At 47.9% G+C, this 24,572-nt stretch carries 24 protein-coding genes; 15 read left to right on the forward strand and 9 right to left on the reverse strand.

Annotated elements, in window-relative coordinates:
• Nucleotides 1-504: 504 nt before the first annotated feature.
• Complete coding sequence (locus tag K6T22_RS16875; RefSeq protein WP_238240174.1) at nucleotides 505-1,056, reverse strand: hypothetical protein; 552 nt, start codon at nucleotides 1,054-1,056, stop codon at nucleotides 505-507.
• A gap of 409 nt (nucleotides 1,057-1,465) precedes the next feature.
• Here K6T22_RS16875 and K6T22_RS16880 point away from each other — a divergent pair, with 409 nt between their 5' ends.
• Both K6T22_RS16880 and K6T22_RS16885 read left to right on the forward strand, forming a co-directional pair.
• The gene (locus K6T22_RS16880) at nucleotides 1,466-2,107 is read left to right on the forward strand and encodes a hypothetical protein (RefSeq protein ID WP_238240184.1); all 642 of its coding nucleotides are present in this window, start codon (nucleotides 1,466-1,468) and stop codon (nucleotides 2,105-2,107) included.
• A 65-nt stretch (nucleotides 2,108-2,172) separates the two neighbouring features.
• Nucleotides 2,173-2,763, forward strand: coding sequence for a hypothetical protein (locus K6T22_RS16885; protein WP_238240185.1), 591 nt, complete (start codon nucleotides 2,173-2,175; stop codon nucleotides 2,761-2,763).
• A 213-nt stretch (nucleotides 2,764-2,976) separates the two neighbouring features.
• Here the strand turns inward: K6T22_RS16885 and K6T22_RS16890 are convergent, their stop codons facing one another.
• From K6T22_RS16890 to K6T22_RS16910, 5 genes are read right to left on the reverse strand one after another with little or no spacing between them, the layout of a single operon-like run.
• On the reverse strand, nucleotides 2,977-4,590 hold the full coding sequence (locus K6T22_RS16890) for a glycoside hydrolase family 13 protein (RefSeq protein WP_238240187.1): 1,614 nt from the start codon (nucleotides 4,588-4,590) through the stop codon (nucleotides 2,977-2,979).
• A 57-nt stretch (nucleotides 4,591-4,647) separates the two neighbouring features.
• The gene (gene pgmB, locus K6T22_RS16895; RefSeq protein ID WP_238240188.1) at nucleotides 4,648-5,289 is read right to left on the reverse strand and encodes a beta-phosphoglucomutase; all 642 of its coding nucleotides are present in this window, start codon (nucleotides 5,287-5,289) and stop codon (nucleotides 4,648-4,650) included.
• A 10-nt stretch (nucleotides 5,290-5,299) separates the two neighbouring features.
• Nucleotides 5,300-6,124 (reverse strand): carbohydrate ABC transporter permease, encoded by an 825-nt coding sequence (locus K6T22_RS16900; RefSeq protein WP_238240190.1) that lies wholly within the window; start codon nucleotides 6,122-6,124, stop codon nucleotides 5,300-5,302.
• A gap of 12 nt (nucleotides 6,125-6,136) precedes the next feature.
• Complete coding sequence (locus tag K6T22_RS16905; RefSeq protein WP_238240192.1) at nucleotides 6,137-7,102, reverse strand: carbohydrate ABC transporter permease; 966 nt, start codon at nucleotides 7,100-7,102, stop codon at nucleotides 6,137-6,139.
• A 59-nt stretch (nucleotides 7,103-7,161) separates the two neighbouring features.
• Nucleotides 7,162-8,442 (reverse strand): ABC transporter substrate-binding protein, encoded by a 1,281-nt coding sequence (locus tag K6T22_RS16910; protein ID WP_238240193.1) that lies wholly within the window; start codon nucleotides 8,440-8,442, stop codon nucleotides 7,162-7,164.
• 229 nt (nucleotides 8,443-8,671) lie between these two features.
• On the opposite strand from K6T22_RS16910, the gene K6T22_RS16915 reads away from it, so the two are divergent.
• Complete coding sequence (locus K6T22_RS16915) at nucleotides 8,672-9,688, forward strand: LacI family DNA-binding transcriptional regulator (RefSeq protein WP_238240199.1); 1,017 nt, start codon at nucleotides 8,672-8,674, stop codon at nucleotides 9,686-9,688.
• Here K6T22_RS16915 and K6T22_RS16920 read toward each other — a convergent pair whose 3' ends face one another.
• Nucleotides 9,689-10,402 (reverse strand): DUF1189 domain-containing protein, encoded by a 714-nt coding sequence (locus K6T22_RS16920; protein ID WP_238240200.1) that lies wholly within the window; start codon nucleotides 10,400-10,402, stop codon nucleotides 9,689-9,691.
• Nucleotides 10,403-10,573: 171 nt separating this feature from the next.
• On the opposite strand from K6T22_RS16920, the gene K6T22_RS16925 reads away from it, so the two are divergent.
• Complete coding sequence (locus K6T22_RS16925; protein WP_238240519.1) at nucleotides 10,574-12,913, forward strand: glycoside hydrolase family 65 protein; 2,340 nt, start codon at nucleotides 10,574-10,576, stop codon at nucleotides 12,911-12,913.
• Entirely contained in the window at nucleotides 12,910-14,199 is a 1,290-nt protein-coding gene (locus K6T22_RS16930) for a glycoside hydrolase family 32 protein (protein WP_238240206.1), read from the forward strand. The genes K6T22_RS16925 and K6T22_RS16930 overlap by 4 nt, the downstream gene beginning before the upstream one ends.
• A 309-nt stretch (nucleotides 14,200-14,508) precedes the next feature.
• Here K6T22_RS16930 and K6T22_RS16935 read toward each other — a convergent pair whose 3' ends face one another.
• Both K6T22_RS16935 and K6T22_RS16940 read right to left on the reverse strand, forming a co-directional pair.
• Nucleotides 14,509-15,102, reverse strand: a complete 594-nt coding sequence (locus tag K6T22_RS16935; protein WP_238240207.1) for a hypothetical protein — start codon at nucleotides 15,100-15,102, stop codon at nucleotides 14,509-14,511.
• A gap of 22 nt (nucleotides 15,103-15,124) precedes the next feature.
• Nucleotides 15,125-15,622: a zinc metalloprotease gene (locus K6T22_RS16940; protein ID WP_238240208.1), complete on the reverse strand. Its 498-nt coding sequence runs from the start codon at nucleotides 15,620-15,622 to the stop codon at nucleotides 15,125-15,127.
• 467 nt (nucleotides 15,623-16,089) lie between these two features.
• On the opposite strand from K6T22_RS16940, the gene K6T22_RS16945 reads away from it, so the two are divergent.
• The 10 genes from K6T22_RS16945 to K6T22_RS16990 all read left to right on the forward strand — a co-directional run bounded on the left by K6T22_RS16945 (nucleotide 16,090) and on the right by K6T22_RS16990 (nucleotide 24,572).
• Nucleotides 16,090-16,578, forward strand: coding sequence for a helix-turn-helix domain-containing protein (locus K6T22_RS16945; protein WP_238240209.1), 489 nt, complete (start codon nucleotides 16,090-16,092; stop codon nucleotides 16,576-16,578).
• Between the two features lie 350 nt (nucleotides 16,579-16,928).
• Nucleotides 16,929-17,117 (forward strand): hypothetical protein, encoded by a 189-nt coding sequence (locus K6T22_RS16950; RefSeq protein ID WP_238240211.1) that lies wholly within the window; start codon nucleotides 16,929-16,931, stop codon nucleotides 17,115-17,117.
• 14 nt (nucleotides 17,118-17,131) lie between these two features.
• A complete protein-coding gene (locus K6T22_RS16955) occupies nucleotides 17,132-17,356 on the forward strand; it encodes a TrbC/VirB2 family protein (protein WP_051523810.1) in 225 nt (74 codons plus the stop codon).
• Nucleotides 17,357-17,449: 93 nt separating this feature from the next.
• Nucleotides 17,450-18,544 carry a hypothetical protein gene (locus tag K6T22_RS16960; protein WP_238240212.1) on the forward strand — a complete coding sequence of 365 codons (1,095 nt, stop codon included), beginning with the start codon at nucleotides 17,450-17,452 and terminating at the stop codon, nucleotides 18,542-18,544.
• A 22-nt stretch (nucleotides 18,545-18,566) separates the two neighbouring features.
• Nucleotides 18,567-20,936: a VirD4-like conjugal transfer protein, CD1115 family gene (locus K6T22_RS16965; RefSeq protein ID WP_238240219.1), complete on the forward strand. Its 2,370-nt coding sequence runs from the start codon at nucleotides 18,567-18,569 to the stop codon at nucleotides 20,934-20,936.
• Between the two features lie 12 nt (nucleotides 20,937-20,948).
• On the forward strand, nucleotides 20,949-21,203 hold the full coding sequence (locus tag K6T22_RS16970; protein ID WP_238240221.1) for a hypothetical protein: 255 nt from the start codon (nucleotides 20,949-20,951) through the stop codon (nucleotides 21,201-21,203).
• Nucleotides 21,204-21,219: 16 nt separating this feature from the next.
• Nucleotides 21,220-21,648, forward strand: coding sequence for a hypothetical protein (locus K6T22_RS16975; protein ID WP_238240229.1), 429 nt, complete (start codon nucleotides 21,220-21,222; stop codon nucleotides 21,646-21,648).
• A 24-nt stretch (nucleotides 21,649-21,672) separates the two neighbouring features.
• Entirely contained in the window at nucleotides 21,673-23,616 is a 1,944-nt protein-coding gene (locus K6T22_RS16980; RefSeq protein WP_425293159.1) for a pLS20_p028 family conjugation system transmembrane protein, read from the forward strand.
• Nucleotides 23,617-23,620: 4 nt separating this feature from the next.
• A complete protein-coding gene (locus K6T22_RS16985; RefSeq protein ID WP_238240232.1) occupies nucleotides 23,621-23,932 on the forward strand; it encodes a DUF5592 family protein in 312 nt (103 codons plus the stop codon).
• A gap of 4 nt (nucleotides 23,933-23,936) precedes the next feature.
• Nucleotides 23,937-24,572, forward strand: coding sequence for a TraC-like domain-containing protein (locus K6T22_RS16990; RefSeq protein ID WP_238240233.1), 636 nt, complete (start codon nucleotides 23,937-23,939; stop codon nucleotides 24,570-24,572).

The raw sequence follows: 24,572 nt of genomic DNA on the forward strand, positions 1-24,572 counted from the left end.
AATCTTATGTCCTTATTCAAATCGATGATTTCATTCGATTAGGAGCATTGCTTGATGTTTATCAACTACCTCAATGTCTTCATCATTTTCGACAGAAAGATTCACTGTGTCGTCTCGAATCGAACCGCTTGATAAAAGAAAGCAACACGACCTGTAAAGGTCTGGACGACCTATGCTCTGAGAAATATCACTTTGACTAAAACCATTGGATTGCTCAAGAATATGAGATGGTGCTCGTCTACAACAAAAGTTTCTAAGGTGGTCCGAACGACGAGCAACTAGATGCGCTCCAGATGTTGAAGGACTAAGGGTTGCTCCACTCGGTCGTCCGACCGAAGACAATCGAATATCTGTACCGCGAACAATATCAGAAGGTGATGGCGCAGATCGACTCTGCCCTGAAAGAGGAACTCGAACGTGCCGTTTTCCGACGATTCTCCGTACCGGTCCACGTAAAACCGAGTAAACAAAAAAAGGAGAGGTTTGCCCTCTCCTTTCCCGTACTCACCAGGCATCGAATATCGCATTACAAAACTCTACGGCTTGCTCGTACTGCAGTTTGCCGACCTCGAACTCCATCTCTTTCGCGGGTTCGTACATTTTGTCCCAGCGCACTTCGAGATAAGCGGCTTTCGTCTCGTCCATGTGCTCCGCGCCATGGAGGTTCTCCGAGACATACTTCATAGCTTCGATGTATTCTTCATAATACTTCGCGACCTGTTGGAGTGATTTCGACTCCGGATCATCTTTGTAGTATTGGAACTTGGTAGCAATCATTTCCATCGTCTCGATCTTTTGCTTCAATGTTTCCGCGTCGAGTGTCTGGATATAGGAACCTGTCGTGAATGGGATCGCGTCCTTGATGTATTGCATCGACTTTTCGATGTAATAGATTCGATTGACCTTGTTGACGGTTGGTGCATCCATCATTTCTTCATACACTTTTTCGGCATGCGGCTTCGTGTTCGGGATCATACCCATGTAGTAGACGTAGGCACTGACACACGCGACGATGACGAGCGCAATGCTCGTGAAATACAATTTGTTGTTTTTCAAGAAAACCCCTCACAATTCCAAAGATACTTGAATTATATCAAAATATAGTAAAAAATGTCATATATCGATGTTTTCATTCCAGAGAAAAGCACCAACATGTCTAACGAACGGTATAAACGCGGTGACTGACTCCAAGGTGTGGTCATCGAAGAAAAAGAAGAAATCATCACTTAGAAAGTTTATGCGGATACTTCTTAGATTAAAATGAGACGTTACTATCGTATTTGGTATTTAAGGATGCTTTTAGTAACGACATAAAGACCAGTTTCCAGCATATTTTTTAATCAATACTACGTAAGATTTTCATGCACAAAGCGTCTCGACACGGTGGGATGGGTGTGCCATCAAATTATTTATGCCATTCGAGCACAAACCATATTAATTTAAGAGTTTAGAAGGAGAATTACAAATGTATAAAAAGATTTTGGTTTCCATGTTCGTCCTCGCCATCCTCATGATTGGTGGTGGGACGTATTTGATTTATTACGGCATAAATCAGATAGATAATAAGAACGAGGCGAAAAAAGAGGAGAAGAAGGGATATGTACGTGATCCTGATCTTGGTAAAGAGACAGACTTCACGCAAGAATTCATCGATAAACAACCAGCTGAAGCGCGAGGTCGTCTCGCATTCTTAGAAGAAAATTATCAATCAGAAATTCCAGATGAGAATTCATTTTCGAGTCGTGTCGATTTAGTTGAAAAGTATACAGCAATATATTTTGAACTTTTAGCAGAATCGCGTGAAATGCAAAAGAACAGCTATGGTCAAGACTTCATTGAGGTACCGGCTTATGACGTCAACGTCGTCATGGAAGGTGTCGGCGCATATCGCTTGGAAGAAGAAAACACGATGAAAATGCTACAGCGTAACTTCAACATCGCTGATCAACAACAAAAATTATACAATGAAAAAATGGAAGAATACGCTAATGCCGGTCCAGGGCCGCGAGTAGATATTCAGGTTGAATTGGATACAATCGAACGTCGTTTCCCTGAAATCGAAAAGTCGAACGCTGACCTGTTCGAAAATTTTTTCCCTTATCTCTAATTATAGTGTTTATAGTATGAGAACAAGAATGGATGTAGAAGGCCAAGGTGTTGGGAGGGATATCAGTGAGAAGACAATCAATCAGAGCACCAATCATTCGGTATACCGAGTTAGAAGAAACGGATCTCATCGAAAAGCTCGATGAAGGAGACGATCTGCTCCGTTTGCTGCAAGAGAGAGGGTTCATCCGCGTCGAAGGAAAGGCTAACCGTACCCCGTTTCGTCTCATGTTGGAACTCGAGCAGGAAGGCATCGAGTATCAAATGAAATCGTTCGGCTGCGATGGTTTACATCCGACTCCGCATAGCGAGTTCAGTTTGCCGCATTTCATAGACGACCGTGTCATGAACGAGGAGGGAGTTCGCGTCGGACGCCAAATCAAGCCGCCTCATCTCATTCCACGCAATCCGTTGGAGATCACCTTCAGTGAAGCCGCAGAGATGGCACCGTTCCTGACGAAGGACAACCGAAATGGCGTCCTGCAGATGATTCGAACGTTCGGATTCGTCGGCACGGAAGAGTTGTCATATCGTTTGGTCCAACACCTGAGCCTCAAGAAAGTGGATTTCATGATGCGCAGCTACGTCGACGAAGAGAAAGTCACGTACGAGTTCCAGTTGCATGGATTCATCGATGACCGCGAGGATGCGGATTGAATGAAGGGACTTCGGTCTCTTCTTTTTTTCGTGCTGTTCAACAGGTGCCGATAAGTTCAAAGGACTGAAGCGTATGGTGATTACCCTACGCTTCAGTCCTCTTCATTCTGGGGCTATCGCTTCTTTATGTTCTGATGGTCAAACGATGTTCTATGCTATCTTCCATCAGGACCATGGTGGACTATGTTCGGAATTTGGTAAGGCGAAGAATGCTTAGGATACATCCTTCGTCTTATAGATTCGAGCTTCATAAGGTCGCAACGTATCCGTGTCATTCGGTACGCTTTGTAAGGCCATGTTTCGAATGTCTAGGGATAACGGAAGTACCACATCCTCGTCCGAATGATTCAAGACGATCACGAACCTATCTTCGTCGAGGCGACGCTCATATGCATGGACGACAGGGTGTTCTGGCAACAAATCTTTAAAGTCTCCATATACCATTGCATCGTTAGATTTCCTAAGTCGAATCAGCTTTTGATAATAGCGGAACACGGAGTCCTCTCGACGTAAGTCCTTCTCGACGTTCAGCTCAACATGATTCGGATTGACGGTCATCCATGGAACCCCATCCGTGAATCCGGACTCAGCCTGATCGCTCCATTGCATCGGCGTCCTTGAATTGTCCCGGCTAAGAAGTCGTAAGCTCGTCAACACCTCATCTGCCGCTCGTCCTTTCGCGACTTCCTCGCGATAGCGGTTCCTCATGGCGATATCTTGATAATCATCAATGGAGTCGAAGCTGACACCCGTCATGCCGATTTCCTCCCCTTGATAGATGTACGGCATCCCGGGAAGCGTATGGGTGAGTGTCGCGAGCATCTTCGCGGATGCTATCCGATGTTCCTTATCATTGCCGTAACGCGTCACCTGGCGCGTATGATCGTGATTGTTCAGGAACTGCGAGTTCCATCCGCGTCCCTTCAATCCTTCATACCATTCTCGTTGGATTTCTTTGAAGCGAAGCATGTCCCACGTCGGCATCTCGTCGGCGATCTGGAAATGGAACAAGGTGTCGAGTTCGTGACGTGCCTCGTCGACATAGAGTGCCCCCTCGGCTGGCGTCACGAAAGGGATCTCACCGACCGTCATGCAGTCATAGTGACGGAGTACCTGCTCGTGCATCTCTTGAAGATAACCATGGATGCCAGGATTGTTCGCCAGGTAACTGAGGTCGTACGGATTCTCGACGTCCGATAAGTCTTTTCGTTTCGCTAGCAGGTTGATGACATCCATCCGGAAACCATCGATGCCCTTATCAAGCCAGAATCGCATCATCGCATAGATTTCGTTCCGTAAGTCCTCGTTCTCCCAGTTGAGATCGGGTTGCTCGACGGCGAACGAATGATAATAATACTGTCCACTCTCTTCCTCGTACTCCCAACAGGAAGGTGCGAAGTAGGATCGCCAATTGTTCGGTTCCTTATCATTGATTGGGTCGTGCCAGATATAATAATCCCGTTTCGGGGAGTCCGCCGAGGTTTTCGACTCTAAGAACCAGGGATGTTGGTCCGACGTGTGGTTGACGACGAGGTCCAGGATTATCTTGAGTCCGACTGCATGGGCTTCTTCTAGCAACCGCTCGAAATCCTCCATTGTCCCTGCCTTATCCATGATGCTGTAATAGTCAGCGATGTCATATCCATTATCCTTGTCTGGCGATACATAGAACGGATTGAGCCATATCACGTCAGCTCCGAGCTCCTTGATATAAGGCAACTTCCGACGGACACCTTCTAAATCACCATACCCATCGCCATTCGTATCCAAGAAACTTCGCCAGTACACTTGATACACGACGGCTTCTTTCCACCATGTGCGCTTCATTCAATCTTCCTCCTCATGAAATAAAGCCTCGAGCTTTATCACCCGAGGCGTCTATTCTTAAATCCGTGTTAAGACATTTTCGAGCGTAAGGTCTCTTGTATCTGTGAACACGATATCCGCTCCAGTCAATACACTCCGCTCCCCGATCCCTACCGCGAACATTCCTGCTGCACGGATGGCTTCGATACCGGCGACCGCATCCTCGACGCCGATACAGTCCTTCGGATCGACAGCCAACGCTTCGGCCGCCTTCAGGAACACTTCTGGATGTGGCTTTGAATCCGTGACCGCCGCTGCATCGACGATATGATCGAACGCGTGGAGGAGACCGAGTTGGCGCGTCACCATCTGAGCATTCTTCGAGGCGGATGCCATCCCAATCTTATAACCTGACTCCCGTAGCTCTGACAAAAACGTCTCGATGCCAGGTAGGATGTCTGCACTCGTGATCTTCGCGATGAGTGATACATAATGCGTATTCTTTTTCGTAGCGAGTTCTTCTAAAGAGAAATCATTCTCGCAATGTCCGAGGCGGAGGATGCGTTCGAGCGACTCAGTCCGACTGACGCCCTTGAGCGTCTCGTTGAACTCTCGATCAAGCGGTATGCCGAGCTCTTCCCCGAGCGCTTTCCACGCCAAGTAATGATATTCTGCGCTATCCGTGATGACACCATCCAAGTCAAAAATGAAAGCTTTCATGATAATCTCCTTATTTGTCCCCACCGATCCGTAATCCCTGCATGAAGTACTTGTTCAGCATGATGTACAGGATGATGATAGGTATGATGCTGACGACCGAGGCCGCCATGATGTAGTTCCATTGTGTCGCGTTCTGACTTTGGAACGACTGTAGTCCGAGCGTCAATGTATATTTCTCGGGTGACGTGATGTAGAGCAATGGTTTCAAGAACTCGTTCCAGAACCCGAGGAAGACGAAAACTGCTTGCGTCGCGACCGAGGCGCGTGCCATCGGGAAGACGATCCGCCAGAACGTCTGGAACCGGTTGAGTCCATCGACTTGTGCAGCCTCCTCGACCTCGCGCGGGAAGTTGATGAAGAACTGTCGCATCAAGAAGATGTACGAGAAGTTGATCGCCCCAGGGATGATCAAGGCGGAATACGTATCAAGGATTCCGAGCGAACGCATGATCAGATAGTTCGGGATGAGCAGAATCTGTCCCGGCACCATCATGACCGCGAGAATCAACAGGAACAGGTAGTTTCTTCCCGGAAAGCGGAGACGAGCGAGTGAATAGCCAGCCATCGTGTTGAAGATGACGTTCACAATCGTCCCGATCGTCGCGATCAAGAACGAGTTCATGATCCATCGTGGGAACAGTGGATCCTTCGTGAAGATATGTTCGAAGTTCGCGAGTGTCGGGTTCTCTGGCCATAGTGATAGTCCACCAGCCACGATCTCGCTATAGGGTTTGAACGATGCGAGCACTGCCCATAGGAATGGATACAGTGTGACGAGCGCATAGGAGATGAGGATGACATACAACACGATACGCGGCCATTTTTTCTTTTTCATATCCATTCCTCCTTAATAGTTGGACTCTTCTTTGTTCAACTTCCGTGCGAGCATCGACACCGTGAAGATGACAATCGTCAGGATGATGGCGAGTGCCGATGCATAGCCCATCGTCCCGATCGTTTTGAACGCGTACTGATAGATGATGAGTGAGAACGTCAGCGTCGCATTGTTCGGTCCACCGGTCCCGCCGGAAATGATGTATGCCTGGTCGAACAATTGGAAACAGCCGATGATCCCCATCAACAGGACGTAGTTCGTGACCGGTGTCAGGTTAGGGACCGTGATCTTCGTCAACTTCTGCCAAGCGTTCGCCCCGTCGAGCGATGCTGCTTCGTAGAGGGATGCCGGGATGTCTTGCAACCCGGCAAGATAGATCGTCATGAAGAAAGGGACCGTCGACCAGATGTTCATCACCATGATGGTCGTGAGTGCGAAGTCCGTCTCGTTGATGAAGTTGATCGGTGCATCAAGAAACCCGAGAGATACTAACACATTGTTGATCGGTCCATTCAAGCTGAACAAGAACATGAATATCATCGTAAGTGCCGAACTCGATGTGAGTGTCGGTAAGAAATAAATCGTCCGGAACGTATTTTGGAACCGGATGCCTGAATTGAGGACCGCAGCCATCAAGAGAGCAATCGCTGTCTGAAGTGGTACGACAAATAGTGCATAACGGGCTGTATTTTTCAGTGCGGTCCAGACCCGGTCGTCATTCCAGGCATTCACGTAGTTCTCGACACCGACCCATTGGAAGTCGATACCGCCGAAAAGGTTGACTCGTGTGAATGACAAGAAGAGAGAATACGCGATCGGGAGCAACGTGAACGTCACCAGGATGATCAGCGTCGGTAGCATGAAGGTGATGCCTTGCATCGACTCGCGTCTGTTGCGGCTGCTCTCTTTTCTCTTCTTGGGCGGCGGTGCTTGTGATGCTGCATCAGTACGCTGATTGATTTCAAGTTGTGTGCCCATTTGACCCTTCCTTTCAGAACACAACGAGGCTCACGGATCGCGCGAGCCCCATCGCCTCTTTATTTCAATTGCGTTTTGATGTCCTTGTTAGCGGTTTTCTCTGCTTTTTTCATGGCTTCTTCAAGCGTCATGTCACCTTTCAGGGCAGCTGGTAACAGGTTGTTGTATTCTCGAGCGACGATCGAGAGAGAGTCTCCTTTTTGCCATGGTGTCGCATATGCTCCCGCTGCGACGAATGGTGCTTTCAACTCATCGTCTTGCAGCTTCAGCTCCGTTGCGATCGACTTGAGCGACGGTAAGACTCCCGCTCCCTCTGACCAGGTCTTCATGCCATCCTTCGAAGTCGCATAATCGATGAATGCCCAGCCGGCGGACTTCTCTTTCGATTCGCTGTTGAGCGAATAAGACACGGTGAACATCATCGACTTATTCTTCCCTCCGATCGTCGGGACTTCTTTCGTCCCCATCTCGACCTTCGGGAAGTTCTGCTTGATATGTGAGATTGCCCAGTTCCCCTCGATCATGATGGCAGCCTTCTCGGCTCCGAATGAGTCCCCAGCCCAGCCTTGACCAAGGTCTGCCGGACGTTGGACGAGCTTATCTTGGTAAGCATCTACGAGTGGTTGAAGGGCGGCGATCTGGTCCGGTTTTGCCCAAACGGCATTGCCTTCTTTATCGACGATGTCCGTACCGCCTGACTGGAGGACGAACATGTGTCGTGCGAGTTCAGAGGTCGTGATGGCTGGTGTCACACCAGATGGCAGTTCTCCCTTCAATTCTTTTAAGAATCCAGGCAGCTTTTCCATCTCGGTCGGGATGTCATCCGCCGTGAATCCGGCATCCTCGATCAGCTTCTTGTTATAATAGAGACCGAGTGTCGAATAGTCCTTCGGTAGTCCGAACAATTTATCGTCGGACTTGAAGGCGTTGATCGCCGGATCATAGAAATCGCCCAAGTTTTTCTTGGCTTCTTTGATGTATGGATCGAGTGGCTCGAGCACTCCTTGCTTCGAGAGTTCGGGAGCGAGGAACGCATCGACATAGAACACGTCAGGTGCGGTGCCACCTACAAGGTCGGTCTGGAGTTGTGTCTGATAGTCGTTGTAGACCTTCTTTTTGACTTTGACGCCCGTCTCGTCTGAGAAGTTCTTCAACAATTCATCGAACGCTTTGACTTCGGCGTCCGTCCCTTTCCACGTCCCGACGGTGATCTCCTTACCCTTGAGCTTAGATGGATCAGAAGCGACCTGCGCCTCCTCTTCTCCGCCGCCGCACGCGGCCGTAAGGACAAGTCCGGATAGCATGAGAACAGATAATGGTTTAGATAATTTCACATTCATCGATAATTTCCTCCCTATGGATGATAAAACTCGAAATCAAGTAACCGCTTTCAACTCGCAATTCGATTTTATACCCGAAACGTTTCGGAAATCAAGAACTTTTTTGAATATGACTGAAAACACTACCATTTCGTTGTTTACAAGTGATTCAGTTACAGAATAGAATATACATACTTACACATGTGAAGACGTTTTTCCGTAACGTTTTCATAAAAAGGAGTGTACCATCATGGCAACATTAAAAGACGTCTCCAAGGCATCCGGCTTCTCTGTTACGACCGTATCCCGTGCTCTGAACGGATATGACGACGTGAATAAGGAGACGCGAGACAAGATCATGAGTGTGGCAAAGGAGCTCGGATACAGCCCGAACATCCTCGCCCGTAGCCTAGTCAAGAAACAGTCGAAGACCATCGGATTTCTCGTCACCGACCTGAAACGAGAGAGTGTCAAAGATAATTTCATGTTCGAGACGCTTTGTGGTGTGTCGGACGAACTATCCGACCTCGATTATGAATTCGTCCTCCTGTCGACGACGACCTCGAAACAAAAGAACAAGACCTACGGACAGATGTGCGCCGAACGTCAACTCGACGGCGTCGTGATCCAGGGTCTGAAACGGGACGACCCGTACTTACTTGAGGCGATCGAAAGCACGGTTCCTTGCGTCCTCGTCGACATTCCGGTAGAAGGCGTGAACACGGGTTATGTGACCTCGAACCAATTAGAGAGCGCGAAGCAGGCCGTCCGTTACCTGATCCGACTCGGGCATCGACATATCGCTTTCATGAATGGAGCCACTCACGCCTACGTCTCCATGGTGCGACATGATGCCTATCGTCAAGTCCTACAGGAGAGCGAGATTGACTTCCGGGAGGACTACGTGCTGAATGGAGACTTCGAAGAACTCGCATCAAAGGATGTCGCGCTTCCCTTCTTGTTGAACCACCCTGAGGTGACTGCGATTTTCTGCGCTTCCGACGTCATGGCGTTAGGAGTGATACAAGCCACGCGGGAACTAGGGCTCAACGTCCCCGAAGACTTATCGATCATCGGTTTCGATAACATCTTGCTGTCCCAATACGTCTCCCCCCCACTGACGACGGTCGGACAACAACCCTACGAGATGGGACGTAAGGCCGCGTCGATGATCGTCCAGATCGTCGAAGGACAGGAAGCTCCGCATGAAGCATTCGTGAATAATCAGCTGATCCTACGGGAGTCAGTCGCAAAAAATCGGCGATGATCACTCATCGCCGATTTTTCGTATCGTCATGAAGGCGAAGATGCCGACAGTCGCCCAGTATAAGACGGATAGCATGGGGACGGTGATCGGTAGCAACGTGATGGCCGTGCGCACGACCAATGGTGCCGTGATGCCATATGCCGTTATCGTCCATGCTTCTTTGTATCGAATCGGGACGAATCGACGGAAGCTAAGACCGGCGAGTGCTAGAAGCGAGATGACGACAAGGTGGATCACGATGTCGATCATAATGGCACCGTAGATATAAAGCGGATAGAACCACTTCAAATCTTCAAGGATCGTCGCTACATCTCGATTCGTCAATTCAGATTTCCCCAGAAAACGAAGCAAGCTACTATATTCTCTCGATTCCGTCGAAACCCCACTCCTCTTCAACTCCCATCCCGCATCAGCGAGCAAGAGGGTTTGCGAAGCGTTCGTCTTCCGTTCCTTCCCTACCATCACCGTCAGGTCCAATGTCTCCAAGTCAAAGCTGAACGGCTTTTCGTAACGGATTCCTTGCTTCGTCACTGCGAATGCAGGTAAGTCTGTTACGGATATGCTCGATTGGTTGACCCATTTCAGGCCGAATACGAGTGCGTTTGCCACTAATACCGCGATAAGCACGTAGAAAATGGATTTCCAAATCGATTGTCGTCTCCATGCTTGGACTTTTTCGAATTGAAACCCTAGACTAGCCATCATTTGCTCCATATCAGACCTCTTTCCTAAAACGTTTCTGATACCATTTAATCACGTTTTTTGAGGTGTGGAAAGAAAATTCGAGAAAAATGGTGTTGAATAACCGAAACGTTTCGGATAGAATGGGGTCGAATAAAGAAAGCGCTTTATCACACGGGAGGGTACAAGGTGACGAATACATTGATGAACTATACGACTGGTACTGGAGAGCTACAGGAATGGCTCGTCGCAGAAGAGGGGTTCCGCACGAGTTGGCTTGGTAAGGGGGAGACGGTTTTCTCGCTCGGAAACGGCTACATGGGACTTCGTTCAGTGACGGAGGAACACTATGCCAATGAGCAGCGGAATCTTTTTGTTGCGGGTACGTTCAATAAGTTCGCCCAGAATGAAGTGACAGAACTTCCGAATGCGGCGGATATATTGTGGATGGAGTTCACGTTGGACGGCGTTCGATTCGACCTGACACAAGGGACTATCCTCGCGTACGGCCGTACATTGAACTTGAAACATGCCGAACTCGTACGGGAAGTGACATGGCAGAGTCCTGACGGGAAGGTCTATGATCTGGTTTTCCGTCGCTTCGTATCGATGGCTGACCTACATGTCATCGTCCAACGTGTCAGCATCACCCCTAGACAAGACAGCACATTGGCGATGACATCCGGCATCAACGGACAGATGACGAACAGTGGTGTCCAACACTTCTTGGAAGGTGATAAGCGTCTCTATGACGGACGACTCATGCAACAGTTACAGACGACGACGGAATCTGGTATCGATTTTGCGTTCCATAGCGTCCATCGTTTCAGTCAAGATGGCCAGTTCGAACCGAAATCCATCATCAAGATGGATCGTCGTCAAATCTTCTTCGATTATTCGGACATCCGTATCCCGACCGAGAAGACCCTGACGATCGAGAAATATTCGACCGTCTTCACTTCTCGCGATAACGATGTAATGATTGAGACGAGAGAAGAACTGGCTAACCTCGCACTGAACGCGACACGTGAGATCGAAGCTAGAGGATATGAAGAGTTGTTCGACGATCATGTCAAGGCATGGGACGAACTGGTCTGGTCGCATGCGCCGATCACGGTCGAGTCCGAATCCATGTTCGATCAGCTGGCCGTCCGTTTCGCACAGTATCATCTAGCCGTCATGACGCCGAAACACGATAACCGGATGAACGTCGCGGCAAAAGGATTGTCAGGTGAAGGCTACAAGGGCCATACGTTCTGGGATACAGAAATCTTCATCCTGCCTTATTACACGTATACGAATCCGAAAATCGCACGTAGCCTACTCGAATATCGTTACCTGTCCTTGCCAGGAGCACACCAGAAGGCGAAGGAGAACGGATACGAGGGAGCCATGTTCCCGTGGGAATCGGCATGGCTCGATGACGGCGAAGTGACACCTGTCTGGGGAGCTGCTGACATCGTGACGGGTGAAGCGACCAAGATTTGGTCAGGGTTCATCGAACAGCACATCACGTCCGATATCGCATTCGCAGCATGGCAATATTATCACGTCACGGGCGACCAAGATTTCATGGATCGCTTCGGATACGAATTGCTCATCGATACAGCAAAGTTCTGGGCGAGTCGACTCGAATGGAATGAAGAAAACGGACGGTATGAGATCAATCAGGTCGTCGGCCCGGATGAGTACAAGGAACACGTCGATAACAATGCGTTCACGAACTACACGGCGCATTGGAACATCCAGACGGCGATCCAATATATAGAGTTACTCCGTAGCGAGAAGCCTGAACTGTATGGGCAGTTGGACGAGAAGCTTGAACTAGATAAGGCTCAGGAGCGTTTCCGCCACGTGCTCGAGTTGATCTACTTGCCACAAGTCCGTGAGGATGGCGTCTTGCCACAGGACGATACGTATCTGGAGAAAGAGATCATCGACCTGACGAAGTATAAGAATCAGCAGAACGTCGGTTCGATGTTCTATGACTACAACCTGGAACAAGTGAACGAGATCCAAGTCTCGAAACAGGCAGACGTCATGATTTTGATGTATTTGCTCGAGGACCTGTTCACGGCTGACGTCAAGCGTGCCAACTGGGAGTATTATGAGCCGAAGACCTTACACGATTCGTCACTCTCCCTTTCGACGCACAGCGTGCTTGCATCGGATCTCGGTAATCAAGAACTTGCGTACGACTTGTTCCGCCGCGCATCGGAGATCGACCTCGGACCGAACATGAAGACGTCGGACGCCGGGATCCACGCGGCATCGCTTGGCGGCATCTGGCAAGCAGTCGTCAATGGTTTCGGTGGTGTCCGGATGACCGGTGGCAAGTTGCGTATCTCACCGATGTTACCGAAGGCATGGAGTAGTCTCAACTTTTCGATAAACTGGAAGAATGAGACGCTCGACGTCCATGCATCCCGAAATCAAGTCATCATCACGCGACGGACACCTACGCTCGAGCCACTCGTCGTCGAGGTCTACGGAGAATCCCGTGAAATCGAAGAGACGTTCACGAGTGAAGTCTTGTCCGTATGAGCTACCGTCCGCACTATCATTTCGCCCCGCCATTCGGTTGGATGAACGATCCGAATGGGCTATGTCAATTGGACGGCGTCTATCATATGTTCTATCAGTATCATCCGTTCGGTGTCGAATGGGATGACATGCACTGGGGACATGCTACATCGACCGACCTCATCCATTGGGAGAACAAACCGATCGCTTTGCGTCCGGATCAGGACTATGACCGCGACGGTGTCTTCTCCGGTAGTGCGTTGGTGAAGGACGGTGTCCTACATCTCTTCTATACAGGCAACACTTGGCTTGATGAGAAGAAAGAGGCGCTACATCAAGTGCAGTGCCTCGCGACATCCGTGGATGGAAAGGTGTTCAAAAAAGATGATAGGAATCCTCTCATCTCCGAAATCCCACGACACGGGAGTGCGCATGTCCGGGATCCGAAGGTATGGGAGAAGGATGGACGCTTCTATATGATACTCGGCACACGGGATGAAGCTGACGGAAAGGTCGTCCTGTACGCGTCCGATGATGCCCTACACTGGACCGAACGCGGCGTCATCGCCGGCGAGACTGGACGTCACGGTTGGATGTGGGAGTGTCCTGACATATTCTCGCTCGACGGTCAAGATATCTTGTTGCTCTCACCGCAAGGCATGGAGCCTGACGATGACCGATATCATAACCTTCATCAATGTGGATATTTCATAGGGACGCTTGATCTCGATGCACCTAGTTTCAATCATGGCGCATTCACTGAGCTCGACTATGGACATGATTTCTATGCTGCGCAGACATTTTGTGATGAGCGCGGACGACGGATTTTGATAGGATGGAACGCGATGTGGGAAAGCGACTGCCCAGAGAAAACCGAAGGATGGGCAAACCAAATGACACTCCCACGCGAACTATCACTTAAAGATGGGTATCTATACTTGAATCCTATCGAAGAAATAGATGGATTGCGAAAAACGAGCCTACCTTTGAGAGATTCAGATTTTTCTGGAGTGGCATTCGAGCTTTCTTTTGAGACAGATGGCGATTTTCAGTTCGACTGTTTCGGGGAAGGGGCAGTCTTTTCGAAGAAAGGTAATGTACTAGCATTATCTCGTTCTCATTATTCTTCAGATGTACGTCGTCTTGAGGCAGACGCAATATCATTTCGAATCTTCGTCGATCGCTCCTCTATCGAAGTGTTCATTAATGAAGGTCAGTTTGTCTTCTCAAGCAGAGTGTATGGGAAAGATTCTACCGAACATCGACTATCAGGTAATGTCATCAATCCGATGCTACATCGTTTTTAAAAATGCTCTTCGTCGATGATGTCTTCAGGACACGTAATTGGAGCTCGTACGTACTTATCTTATTTTGCTTCAGAAACGAAATCAAAAACGGCTCGAGACTTTGGCATGCAAAAATCTCGAGCCGTTTCATTTTGGTTATATCGATTCGATGTACTCGTATTGAACGGAACTAGAGGAAAACTGTACTGACACTTAACTGTATTATCGTTACGAAACAGTTATAAGGTTTATTACTTTTTCATTTACAACATACTCACCGGACATTTTATTAATCTTAGGGCGACTTATGAGTCAGCCCCACTTTTCTAATCATTCCTTATCTAATTTTGATTTATCGTCTTTATTCCGATTGTTATACTTTTCTTTATTTTTCATGGCTTTTGGAACAATTGGTGATTTTAAAGCACTCACGATTTTTCCAACTGAAGTGTTTTCTTCTTCAGCATTCTTAAGTTCTACCGTACCTTGATTAGTAATTGCAGTATGCCAGTCTTCAGATTCTAAATAACGTGTAGCGAACATGTATTGACGACCTTCTTTTAACATTTCATCTTCATTATACAAAACCAAGACATTATTTCCTTCCGAATCCTTATCATATCCTCCAAACTGATTAACAATGACTTCTCCTTTTAACTTTCCTTTTAAATTTTTATGCACTTTTACTGAATACTGTGTTTCTGGTGTTCCATCAAGTCGTTTACTCCCAACTTCTTGGATAACTTCTCCTACAAACACATTTTGAGCAGCACCAACTAAAATTCGATCATCAGAAAAATCAGCTACTTCATTTAAATATGCATCAACAATTTTGGCTGGCTTCTTTTCTGATTGGTAATGATCAAATCCATAAACAGTTAGGCCAATAACTGCTGCTACAGAACCGATTAAGAATTTTTTCATAGTTAACGCTCCTTATATTGGATTAATAGCCCCAAAGAGTTCGATAATCTGACTTATCGTGCGAACCTAAAACTTCATAACTGTAAAAGCCAGATCTCAACACGTTTCCAGCAAGTCCGTGATGATCTAATCCAAGAGCATGTCCCATTTCATGAAGTGCTGTGTGCTTTCTTTGAGAACTCGTGAAGTCATAAAAATAATAATCATTGTAGGAGATGACGTCTGCTCCAGTTTGAGGGGAATGACTGCCACTCCAAGTCACATCGCTCCGATCAACATCTCTAAAAGATAAATCTTCAACAGTTGAAGTAGTGTCTCCTGCGATTTTAATAGTCCCCATCGTATTCCATACACTAATTGAGTGATTTCGTGCTGTAGTCCATCCAGTTGTACCTTTTGCGGTGCCCCATCTGATTTCTTTCCCATCTACAGAGGAATGTCCTAAGAAATGAGCATCGACATTTGAAGGAAGAATAAGTGTAGCTGCTACTACTGATAGTGCAAGTACAGTTTTTCGCATGGATTTGCTCCTAAATAAGTTATTTGAATTATCAAGAAATTCATAACTTAATTTTACATAATATTCAAAATTAATTGAATAGTTCTTAAGTCCTCAGATATCTGTTTATTTACTTAAGCACGTATATTTATACTCATAAAGAGGAGGAAATTCAAAAAAAGATTTACTTGAATAAAAGTAAAAGAGTAAATATTTTTATCTTTATAGTTTATTTTATCCCATTTGTCTTTTTAAATTCGAAATGAGTTTTTGAGTTTGGTTTTTTACAATTCTGCTACACATTCAGTATTTTTCAAAACTTATCAGTTCATGCGTCCTTGCCATTAGTTGCTTCGACATCAATCGACAAATGTAAAACATTTGACATATTAAAATAAGAATTGAATTAACAGAATAATCTGCTATATTCTAACTATCAGCAGGAAGACATTGTCATAAAGTAGTTCTCAAAGGAAAGGAGCATGTACATGTACCGATTCGGAGAGTGGTTACGACGAGAGCGTCTGGAACATGGATGGAGTCAGGTAGAGTTAGCAGAGAAAACGTACGGAGAAATCTCGCAGGCGGCAATCAGCGCCTATGAGAGGAATCGTTCGATTCCTTCTATCCTCGATGTTCAAATTCTTGCGACAGCCTGTGAGCAGACGCTAGGATCCATCCCTTGGGATGAATTCGACTTCCGGACAGAGAAGAAACGGAACTGGTCGAACCTCAAGCAAGAACGCTTTGATTTAGCGGAACTACCGTTAGCAGATTCCGTTCGCACGTTCGACGGCAAGATATACCAGCTACATGGTCGTATTGCGATCGAACAAGAGAGCAAGGAGACACAAGAAATCTCGCAGATCTATTACCGGATCCGTACCGTCGTCGGTGAGAATCAGGTCATTGCAAAACGGAAGCATCCGGATGATGAATTGATTCACGTCTCACGCCGTAAACTCGTTCATCAGTAAGCCATCTATTTATGGGGATCTACTTATGAAATAACACGAAACAATGAAAAGAGGAATTGATGACCGTAGCAGCATATCGCTAAGGACAGTCCCTCCAATCACATATTGGCGTGTCCCTCATGTGTGACCGGATGAGCGGGATATACGCAGAAATGGTTCGGCGAGAGTCGCCTAAAACTCGCCCACAGGTCACGTATTCGTTGAGGGTCATCGAAAAACCCTAAACAGACATCCGATATCGGATGTCAGAGTTCGTGGGGAAACGTGCTTCAAACCCACCGCCTTGCTTGACTCCGACTGTCCTTAAGGATGTGCTGCTGCGCATCGACCTCAAGGAAGGAGTGTACGCTATGCCGACACGTGAACAGAAGCAGAACAAGACCTTTGCCGAGAAGTTACTCCGGATCCAAGGAAAAGACTATGAGGAGTGGCTTGACACCCAGCATCAGCTCGTCATCCAAGAGAATCAGGAACTGATCTTAGAAGCACTTGACTCGAAACTGAACTTCACATCGTCCGTTACCGCGTCACGGGATTGAGAGGAGGAACACAGATGGGTTTGAATGAGACAGGACTTAGTTTACTTCAGTTCTTTCAGGGGCTGGCCGTCATCGCTGCAGCCATCGCTTTCGTAGTTGCTGGTTTCTACTTCATCTTCGGTGGGGATCGCGGACGATCGAAGGCAGTTGGTTGGCTCGTCGGCGGTGCCGTCGGTCTAATCATCATCATGGGCGCCGTCACGCTAGCTGAGATGGTCAACGACAACATCAAATTCTAATCTAATAAGTGATCAAACAGACCGTCATTCCAAACTGGATGGCTTTTTTTATTGCTTTCATATAGGATGTCTTGCTTCAAAGGAGGAGAATCTATGCTCTTTGTCCGTTTCACTGATGTAGCAAAAGAAGCCTTCCCGAACTACGAGCGTCTCCCGTATGAGGAGGCGCTTTTATTATCCACCCAAGTCCATCAAGAGGCACAGCAAGCACATGAGCGGTTCGCGAGTGAGTTCCGGATCTTCGATGATGCCGATCAGCTCGTCTATAAAGGCACGTTCCAGTTCGGTGACACGATTTATCCTAATCTCTATCAGCAGCTGAAGGAACGGATTCCACGCATCCGGATCCGGAAGGAAGATGCAACGACGAAGATCCTGTTGCTCGAGAACCTGGAGCGTTTGACACCGGAATCCTATAAGACGATGACGACTGTAGCGACTCAGCAACATCCGGAGACGACACACGTCTCCCGCTTACGTCGCGGACAGCGTCGTCTCGTCTATGGCGTCAGTGGTGTGAGTCTGTTACTACTCGGCGCGCTATCCATCGTTCAACTGACACAGCCCGACTCACCAAGCAATGTCCGTGCAGCATCGTCAGGGGATTGGCAGCCGCTTTATGAAGAAGCGTTAAATGGCAAGACCGATCCACTCATGCAGCGTCTGGAAAAACAAAAGTCATTGAGTAACGAACAACAACAGTTCCTGATTACCCAGTACGTCGAAAGACAAGACTACGATCAGGCGGTAGCTGTGACGAACGATCCGATCGACGTCGAGACGATCATTATGCAGTCGAAGCCATTCGCTAAAGACCGTCAAGAGACATTGCAAGCCTTCCAAGCGGTCCACCCGACGGATGAAGGCGCCTTCGATCTCGCGATCCTGCAGAAAGACTATAAACGTGCGGTCTCCATCCCGGACATCGAGATGACGACCGCGCGCAAGGAGGCGAAGACACGTGCCTACATCGCGTTGAAAGATGTGACGAAGGCACAAGAAAGCGTCAAGATGGTCCAAGATGAACAACTGAAACAGCAAGTGGTAACACTTGCCCAACTGGATGAAGAGATTCAAGCACTCGAAGATCAAAAACGACAGTTATCCGAGAAGACGGACAAAAAAGAGCTCGAGAAGCTCAATGAGTCGCTCGAAGCGAAGCAAAGACAAGCCTCCTCTCTTCTTTAATGAAAGTGTGGTGAATGAAATAATGATAAACTTCTCACTTCGTTCCCTCGCTACCTCCGCTTGGCTGTGGCGATGCCTTGCCTTTTTGATCGCTTTACCCATTGTATTGTTCTTAGTACTCAATGTTGCGTTTCAGTTCCTGCAGCAGACGATCCACAATCTCTTCCAAGACGGGAAGTTGACGACCGGTTCCCCGCTTCAATACGAATCTAGTTGGTGGACGACGCTTGCCTGGTCGACCTCCCTCGCGTTCGTATTGTTCGGTGTCTGCTTCCTCCTAGGAGGGTTTCTCTTATTGAAGTATTGGCTTAATTTCCGTGATCTCAAGGCAGCACAGAAAGGAAGTGCCCGATTTACAACGTTCCAAGAGCTGAAACAGCAGTATCGGGATGTGCCAGACCGTAAAGAGACGTACATCGGATCCGGTGGCGTCCCGGTCGGCCGTTATCGCGATCGTCTCTACATCGATGACAGTGCCGTCAACAACCTCGTCATCGGGACAACCCGGTCCGGGAAAGGTGAGACGTTCGTCTTCTCGACCATCGATCTCTACAGCCGTGCCGAACGTCAAGCAAGCCTGATCATCAATGATCCAAAAGGCGAGCTGTTCGCCGCCTCCAAAGAAACGCTCGAGGCACGTGGGTATCAAGTCGAAGTGCTAAACTTGATGAACCCGTCCCAATCGATGTCTTATAACCTGTTGCAGCTGACGATCGACGCTTATCTGGACGAAAACTACTCCCTCGCCCAACAGTATGCCCGTTCGGTCGCCTACATGCTCTACCATGATCCGAAAGCGAAGGATCCGTTTTGGAGTAACTCCTCGACGGATCTCTGTACCGCCTTGATTCTCGGGTTATGCGAACAAGCGAAACACGAATCGGAGAAGATCACGATGTATAACGTCGCCCTGATGCTGTCTGATCTCGGCTCGCGAACGGTCACCGATGACATGGGACAGGAACAATCCGCACTCGACGCCTTCTTCGCGGCGTTTCCAGAGAATCATCCGGCACGCATGCAGTATGCGACGCTTCATTTCTCCGGCGGCCAGACCCGCGCCAGTATCCTGGCGAATACGAACGCCAAGCTCGGCATCTTCACCCTTGATGCAACCGCACGACTGACGGCACAGAACTCGCTCGACATGAAACTGATTGGCTTCAATCGCTGGATCCGTGGACGTGCGCTCCCCTTGTCACGACTGACCTTCTATTTTCCGAGCGGGGAACAGCTTGCCTTGACGACGGACGACGATGGGAGTTTCGTGTTGCATCACGAAGAAACAATCGATGTCGGATCTACCATCACAGTGGAAAGTGAAGGACAAAAGTACACCGTGACGCTCTCGGGTTGGAAGGACGAGGCGAATGGGATCTTCGACGGAACGATTGATGCTCCGATCGATATCCGGGAGATTCGCCAGCACCCGCGCCCGGTTGCTGTGTTCCTGATCGTTCCGGACTATGATCCGACGTTGAACGTCATCGCCTCACTGTACGTCAAACAAGTCTATACCTCACTGGCTCGCGTTGCCTCACAAGCAACGAGCGGACGCTGTGAACGCCAGGTCATCTTCCTCCTCGACGAGTTCGGGAACATGCCAGCCATCGAAGGAATGGCAAACATCATCACCGTCTGTCTCGGTCGGAACATTCGTTTCAACCTCGTGATCCAGTCCTACGCCCAACTCGAGAACCTTTACGGGGAGGATTGGAAGACAATCGACGGGAACTGCGGGAATACGCACTATTTACTGACGGCAGACGAATCGACGGCGGAATTGATCTCGAAGAAGCTCGGCGAACAGACGATCGTCACGAAGTCGCGTTCCGGACAGACCTTTTCACTCTCGAAATCGAAGACGGAGAGTGTCGATGGTCGCCGCTTGCTGACGGCAACAGAAGTGATGGGATTGAAGGAAGGCGAGATGCTGATCATCCGTGTCATCAAACGACAAGATAAACAAAAGAAACGGATTCAGTCCTATCCCCTCTTCCTGACTGGGCGGACGGCGATGAAATACCGCTATGAATACTTAGCGGATGACTTTAATACAGAATGCTCCATCAACGATCTCGTGATTCCATGCGCACATGCCCATCTCGACTTGAATACACTCCGAATCCCGTTCCAACTCGGTCCCTCAGTTGCATCGAAGCACGTTGATGCGGATGAGGAGACATCTGATACAACAGAATGGCGTGTCTGTGAGGTCCTGCAACCGAAAATCCTCCGCTCGATCTTCGAGACGACGGAATACGACACCCTATCCATCACGGCGTTCGAGCAAGGCATCATGGATAAGACGATTCCTGTGACCGACAATCAACGTCACTTTTTGAAGACGATCATCAGCAAACGACTCGAGAAACTTCGTCATGGCGTCTAAGGAGGGCATCATATGACAGAACTGACACGCACCGAACGCGTCCAGCGCGAACTCCGGGTCATCGCGACCATCATCAAGGAGAACAAGAAGCGCCTCCGTCGTGGTGAAGTATTGAATATCCAAACCCAAGATGGCTTTTTAGTCGTATTTGAGGAAGAAGACCCAGACTCAGGCGACCGAAAAACTGTTACGCTTATAGACACATTCGATTTCCGGGTCCATGTCAGCAATAATGACCTGACGGGTCCGGAACAGGTGTCATCATAGGAAAAGGGGTGGAGGCATGCAAACGAAACGAGTACTCTCCGGACTATTGATTTCCTCTGCGTTACTTTTAGTCGGTTGTAGTGAAACTGAAGACTCTAGTCATGCGAATCAAGTAAAGTTATCCAAGGTAGAAAATCTAATGGATGGAAAACAGGAAGGATTCCTACTGATTTTAAAAGAGGAAGACGGAGATATTGGCTCATATCAAAATAAACTCGATTCCATAGCAAAAAAAAATGAAGTACCTATTCACATCTATAATACTTTTCAGCCTGATGCTAAAAAAATAGTAAATCGTGCGAACTTTGCGTATACCTCGACTCTAAAGGGCGAGAGTTTGTACTATATGTCTAAAGGTAAGGTTAAAGATACGCTAAACGTCAATCGCCTGACCGATGAAACCTTTACTGATACAGTTAATGAGTTTGTAGCTAATAATAAATAGGATGAAACGGAGGTCTGGATAGATATGTCTGATGCTCAGGTTATCCAGAAACTTACCGAATTCGAACGACTTTTTAACTTAAATAATTTAGTCAACGATGCTTTGCGAACTGTGGGATGGATTTTTGTCAGAGGGCTTTCTTTGTTGATCGATTCACTCGAAAGTCTTACAGATGATATTTTGATGATCAAAACATTTTTTAATAATTCTCAAGTGGTTGAATTCGTTCAGACGATTCAACCTTTTTTGTATGTACTATTAGCCGCTAGCTTTGTTTTTACAGGCTATCTCATCATTTTTCAAAAGAAATTCGATCGAGAAGGGCTTCTTATCAATATTTTCATTTCACTGATGATTTTAGGACTACTCTCACCTACGATGAAACAACTAAATGACTTCACCGATCAAGCAGTCAATCAAGTTAAGAGTGGTAGTATATATGGCTCTGAAAAGGAAACTATATCTGAAACAATACTCAAAGAAAATTTAAACGATTTAGTAGCATACGATAAAAATGACTTTGACAACTATACAGAAAATGACGTAAAAAATAATGTTCCGACCAAATTGATCAAAGGATTACAGATTAATGAGGTGTTCGATAGCAATAAACTAGACGTATCCACTACTGGATCAAAACTTTCAAAATCATTTATCCTTTGGGACGGTAGTGAAGAAGTACTAGGCGAACTCGATCAAAGCGGACTTGATTGGAATAACCAATACTACTATCGTTATCATCCGAACTGGCTGACAATCCTCGTCACGCTCGGGGTGATGGGTTTCACCCTCTTCTCGATTGCCTACAAGCTGGCTCGACTCTCGTTCGAGTTGGCTTTTAATTATGTCTTGGCGATTTTGATAGCACCTGCTGATCTACACAGCGGACAAAAGACGAAGAAGGTCATTCAAAGCATCTTGAACACCTTTCTCGTCATCATTCTGATCTTCGTTTCGATCAAACTCTATACGATTGGAACGGCATACCTGGCCGATACACTGGACGGACTCGCTTATTTGATTGCGTTGATTGCCTTCTCTGCCGCTTTGATTGATGGACCAAACATGGTCGAACGTCTCTTCGGGATTGATGCCGGTCTGAAGCGCGGTTGGGGTGTCGCACTCGGTGCGTATGCTGTCGGGAAAGGAACAGCGAAAGTGGGCGCTCGTGTCGCCGGTCAGACGATGAAGATGACATCACGCCCTGCCACTCCCTCTGTCTCGGAAGCAGCGAGTACGAAATTGCCACCGAACCCGCCACCGAATGGCGGTACACCCGCGAGTCGTCCAGATCGTTCGCCTGAGAGTGTTCAGAATCCATCACAAGCACAAGAGCGGACATCTCGTCCAGCAGGACCAGAGAACCAACAAAGCGAGTTGGTTGAGATGCCAATGCATGGTACGGTGCAAGAGGCTCAGGCTGCAGCAGCATCACCCGAATCTGTTCCACATCGTCCGGACTCTGTCACACAATCAACACCTGTGCTGCCATCGACTTCTCAATCGACAATACCTGCTACGCAACCGAAGATGTCTAATGTGTCGTCGAATGAACAACAGGTTACTTTGCCTGATGAGCTCGAAGCACCTGAAACGCCTATGACATCTCATCAGGTCACACAGTCTCCACAGACTTCTACAGTAAATCGTAAGCCGTTAACGTCTTCAGAGGATTCGACACCATTCGACAAAACGAATACTAGTACGTCCGCTCATTCTGTAGAAACAACAGAGAATGTGTCTCCGAACGTCACATCGTCTAGCTCTTCCAGTAGCTCACCGTCAACCAGTGATTCGCAGGAGACCTCATCCGGAACGCAGCGTCAGCGAAAATCAATCTATCAGACACTCGAGACCACGACACAAAAAGAACTCAAGCATGTCGAACAAGCCCAGACACGTGTGACGCAGGAATCATCCCGAATGTACTCGACGGATGTTCCGCGTCTAGACCCGAAAAAGGAGTGAGAACATGCAACAGCGCCAATACCGGATTCCGAACGAAGTCACGACCGAACTGAAAATCAATAAGATGCTCTACCTCTATGATTTACTGTTTCTCGTCGCCTTAATCATCGTCCGGTTGATTGCCCTTCCGTTCATCCCGGACGTCTTGCATCTCCCGTTCACGTGCTTCCTCGTTGGCTTCGGACTCTTTCTCGTTATCCGACCGACGACGAATCCGGAAAAGCGGATGGTCCACGTGCTCTATTACGCACTGATCAAGAAGAAAGATACCTATACGGCGTTGGCCGACCGGAATGAATCTTCGAAAGGAGCGTGATCAGATGAGTTTATCGGAAGATACACGATTGAAAACAAGTCCTACGAACGATATCACCTGGCTCGATGAGGTTCAGTTGACGACACCACTAACACGCAAGGAGAAGCGCGTCCGAATCCCACCGTCTGTCGCCTCCATTTTGCCGATTATCGACTCAACAGCGCTCGATGTTTTCGAGATGCAGGACGGGACGTTTTGCGACATCATTCAACTGACTTCAAAGGATATTTACGGACTATCTGAGACGGAGAAGGACCATGATATCTTCTCCCTCGCCTATCTCTTGCAGGCCTATGTCCATCCATTGAAGGTCATTCCGCTCAATACACCGCTTAATCTGGAAAAACAGAAACAACGGATCGAACGACAGCTGCGACAGAATCAGATTGCTGCCTATCGTCCGTTTCTTCAAAAGAAGAAACAAGAACTGATCTACCTTGAGGAGCATCGCACGAATCGCGATTATCTCCTCTTTTTTTATGCGCCGGACGAGGCAATGCTACGGGAACGGAAGCATCAATTAACGAAACTCCTTCGGCGCAGCAACCCGATGGTCGAACTGACGATCGAGCAGAAAATCCATGTCCTGTTTCAACTGCACAACCCAAATACGAAACCGACCCAGGACGGAAAGGAGTGA

This window comes from Exiguobacterium acetylicum (genome assembly GCF_022170825.1).
GTDB lineage: Bacteria > Bacillota > Bacilli > Exiguobacteriales > Exiguobacteriaceae > Exiguobacterium_A > Exiguobacterium_A acetylicum_B.

Excerpts from the sequence above, each read along its gene's own strand:
- K6T22_RS16985 (WP_238240232.1), top strand. The coding sequence starts at position 23,621 with ATGCAACAGCGCCAATACCGGATTCCGAACGAAGTCACGACCGAACTG.
- K6T22_RS16965 (WP_238240219.1), top strand. The coding sequence starts at position 18,567 with ATGATAAACTTCTCACTTCGTTCCCTCGCTACCTCCGCTTGGCTGTGG.
- K6T22_RS16990 (WP_238240233.1), top strand. The coding sequence starts at position 23,937 with ATGAGTTTATCGGAAGATACACGATTGAAAACAAGTCCTACGAACGAT.
- K6T22_RS16905 (WP_238240192.1), bottom strand. The coding sequence starts at position 7,102 with ATGGGCACACAACTTGAAATCAATCAGCGTACTGATGCAGCATCACAA.
- K6T22_RS16935 (WP_238240207.1), bottom strand. The coding sequence starts at position 15,102 with ATGAAAAAATTCTTAATCGGTTCTGTAGCAGCAGTTATTGGCCTAACT.
- K6T22_RS16920 (WP_238240200.1), bottom strand. The coding sequence starts at position 10,402 with ATGGAGCAAATGATGGCTAGTCTAGGGTTTCAATTCGAAAAAGTCCAA.
- K6T22_RS16915 (WP_238240199.1), top strand. The coding sequence starts at position 8,672 with ATGGCAACATTAAAAGACGTCTCCAAGGCATCCGGCTTCTCTGTTACG.
- K6T22_RS16970 (WP_238240221.1), top strand. The coding sequence starts at position 20,949 with ATGACAGAACTGACACGCACCGAACGCGTCCAGCGCGAACTCCGGGTC.
- K6T22_RS16975 (WP_238240229.1), top strand. The coding sequence starts at position 21,220 with ATGCAAACGAAACGAGTACTCTCCGGACTATTGATTTCCTCTGCGTTA.
- K6T22_RS16910 (WP_238240193.1), bottom strand. The coding sequence starts at position 8,442 with ATGAATGTGAAATTATCTAAACCATTATCTGTTCTCATGCTATCCGGA.
- pgmB (WP_238240188.1), bottom strand. The coding sequence starts at position 5,289 with ATGAAAGCTTTCATTTTTGACTTGGATGGTGTCATCACGGATAGCGCA.
- K6T22_RS16925 (WP_238240519.1), top strand. The coding sequence starts at position 10,574 with ATGAACTATACGACTGGTACTGGAGAGCTACAGGAATGGCTCGTCGCA.
- K6T22_RS16945 (WP_238240209.1), top strand. The coding sequence starts at position 16,090 with ATGTACCGATTCGGAGAGTGGTTACGACGAGAGCGTCTGGAACATGGA.
- K6T22_RS16930 (WP_238240206.1), top strand. The coding sequence starts at position 12,910 with ATGAGCTACCGTCCGCACTATCATTTCGCCCCGCCATTCGGTTGGATG.
- K6T22_RS16890 (WP_238240187.1), bottom strand. The coding sequence starts at position 4,590 with ATGAAGCGCACATGGTGGAAAGAAGCCGTCGTGTATCAAGTGTACTGG.
- K6T22_RS16955 (WP_051523810.1), top strand. The coding sequence starts at position 17,132 with ATGGGTTTGAATGAGACAGGACTTAGTTTACTTCAGTTCTTTCAGGGG.
- K6T22_RS16900 (WP_238240190.1), bottom strand. The coding sequence starts at position 6,124 with ATGAAAAAGAAAAAATGGCCGCGTATCGTGTTGTATGTCATCCTCATC.
- K6T22_RS16980 (WP_425293159.1), top strand. The coding sequence starts at position 21,673 with ATGTCTGATGCTCAGGTTATCCAGAAACTTACCGAATTCGAACGACTT.
- K6T22_RS16960 (WP_238240212.1), top strand. The coding sequence starts at position 17,450 with ATGCTCTTTGTCCGTTTCACTGATGTAGCAAAAGAAGCCTTCCCGAAC.
- K6T22_RS16880 (WP_238240184.1), top strand. The coding sequence starts at position 1,466 with ATGTATAAAAAGATTTTGGTTTCCATGTTCGTCCTCGCCATCCTCATG.
- K6T22_RS16950 (WP_238240211.1), top strand. The coding sequence starts at position 16,929 with ATGCCGACACGTGAACAGAAGCAGAACAAGACCTTTGCCGAGAAGTTA.
- K6T22_RS16940 (WP_238240208.1), bottom strand. The coding sequence starts at position 15,622 with ATGCGAAAAACTGTACTTGCACTATCAGTAGTAGCAGCTACACTTATT.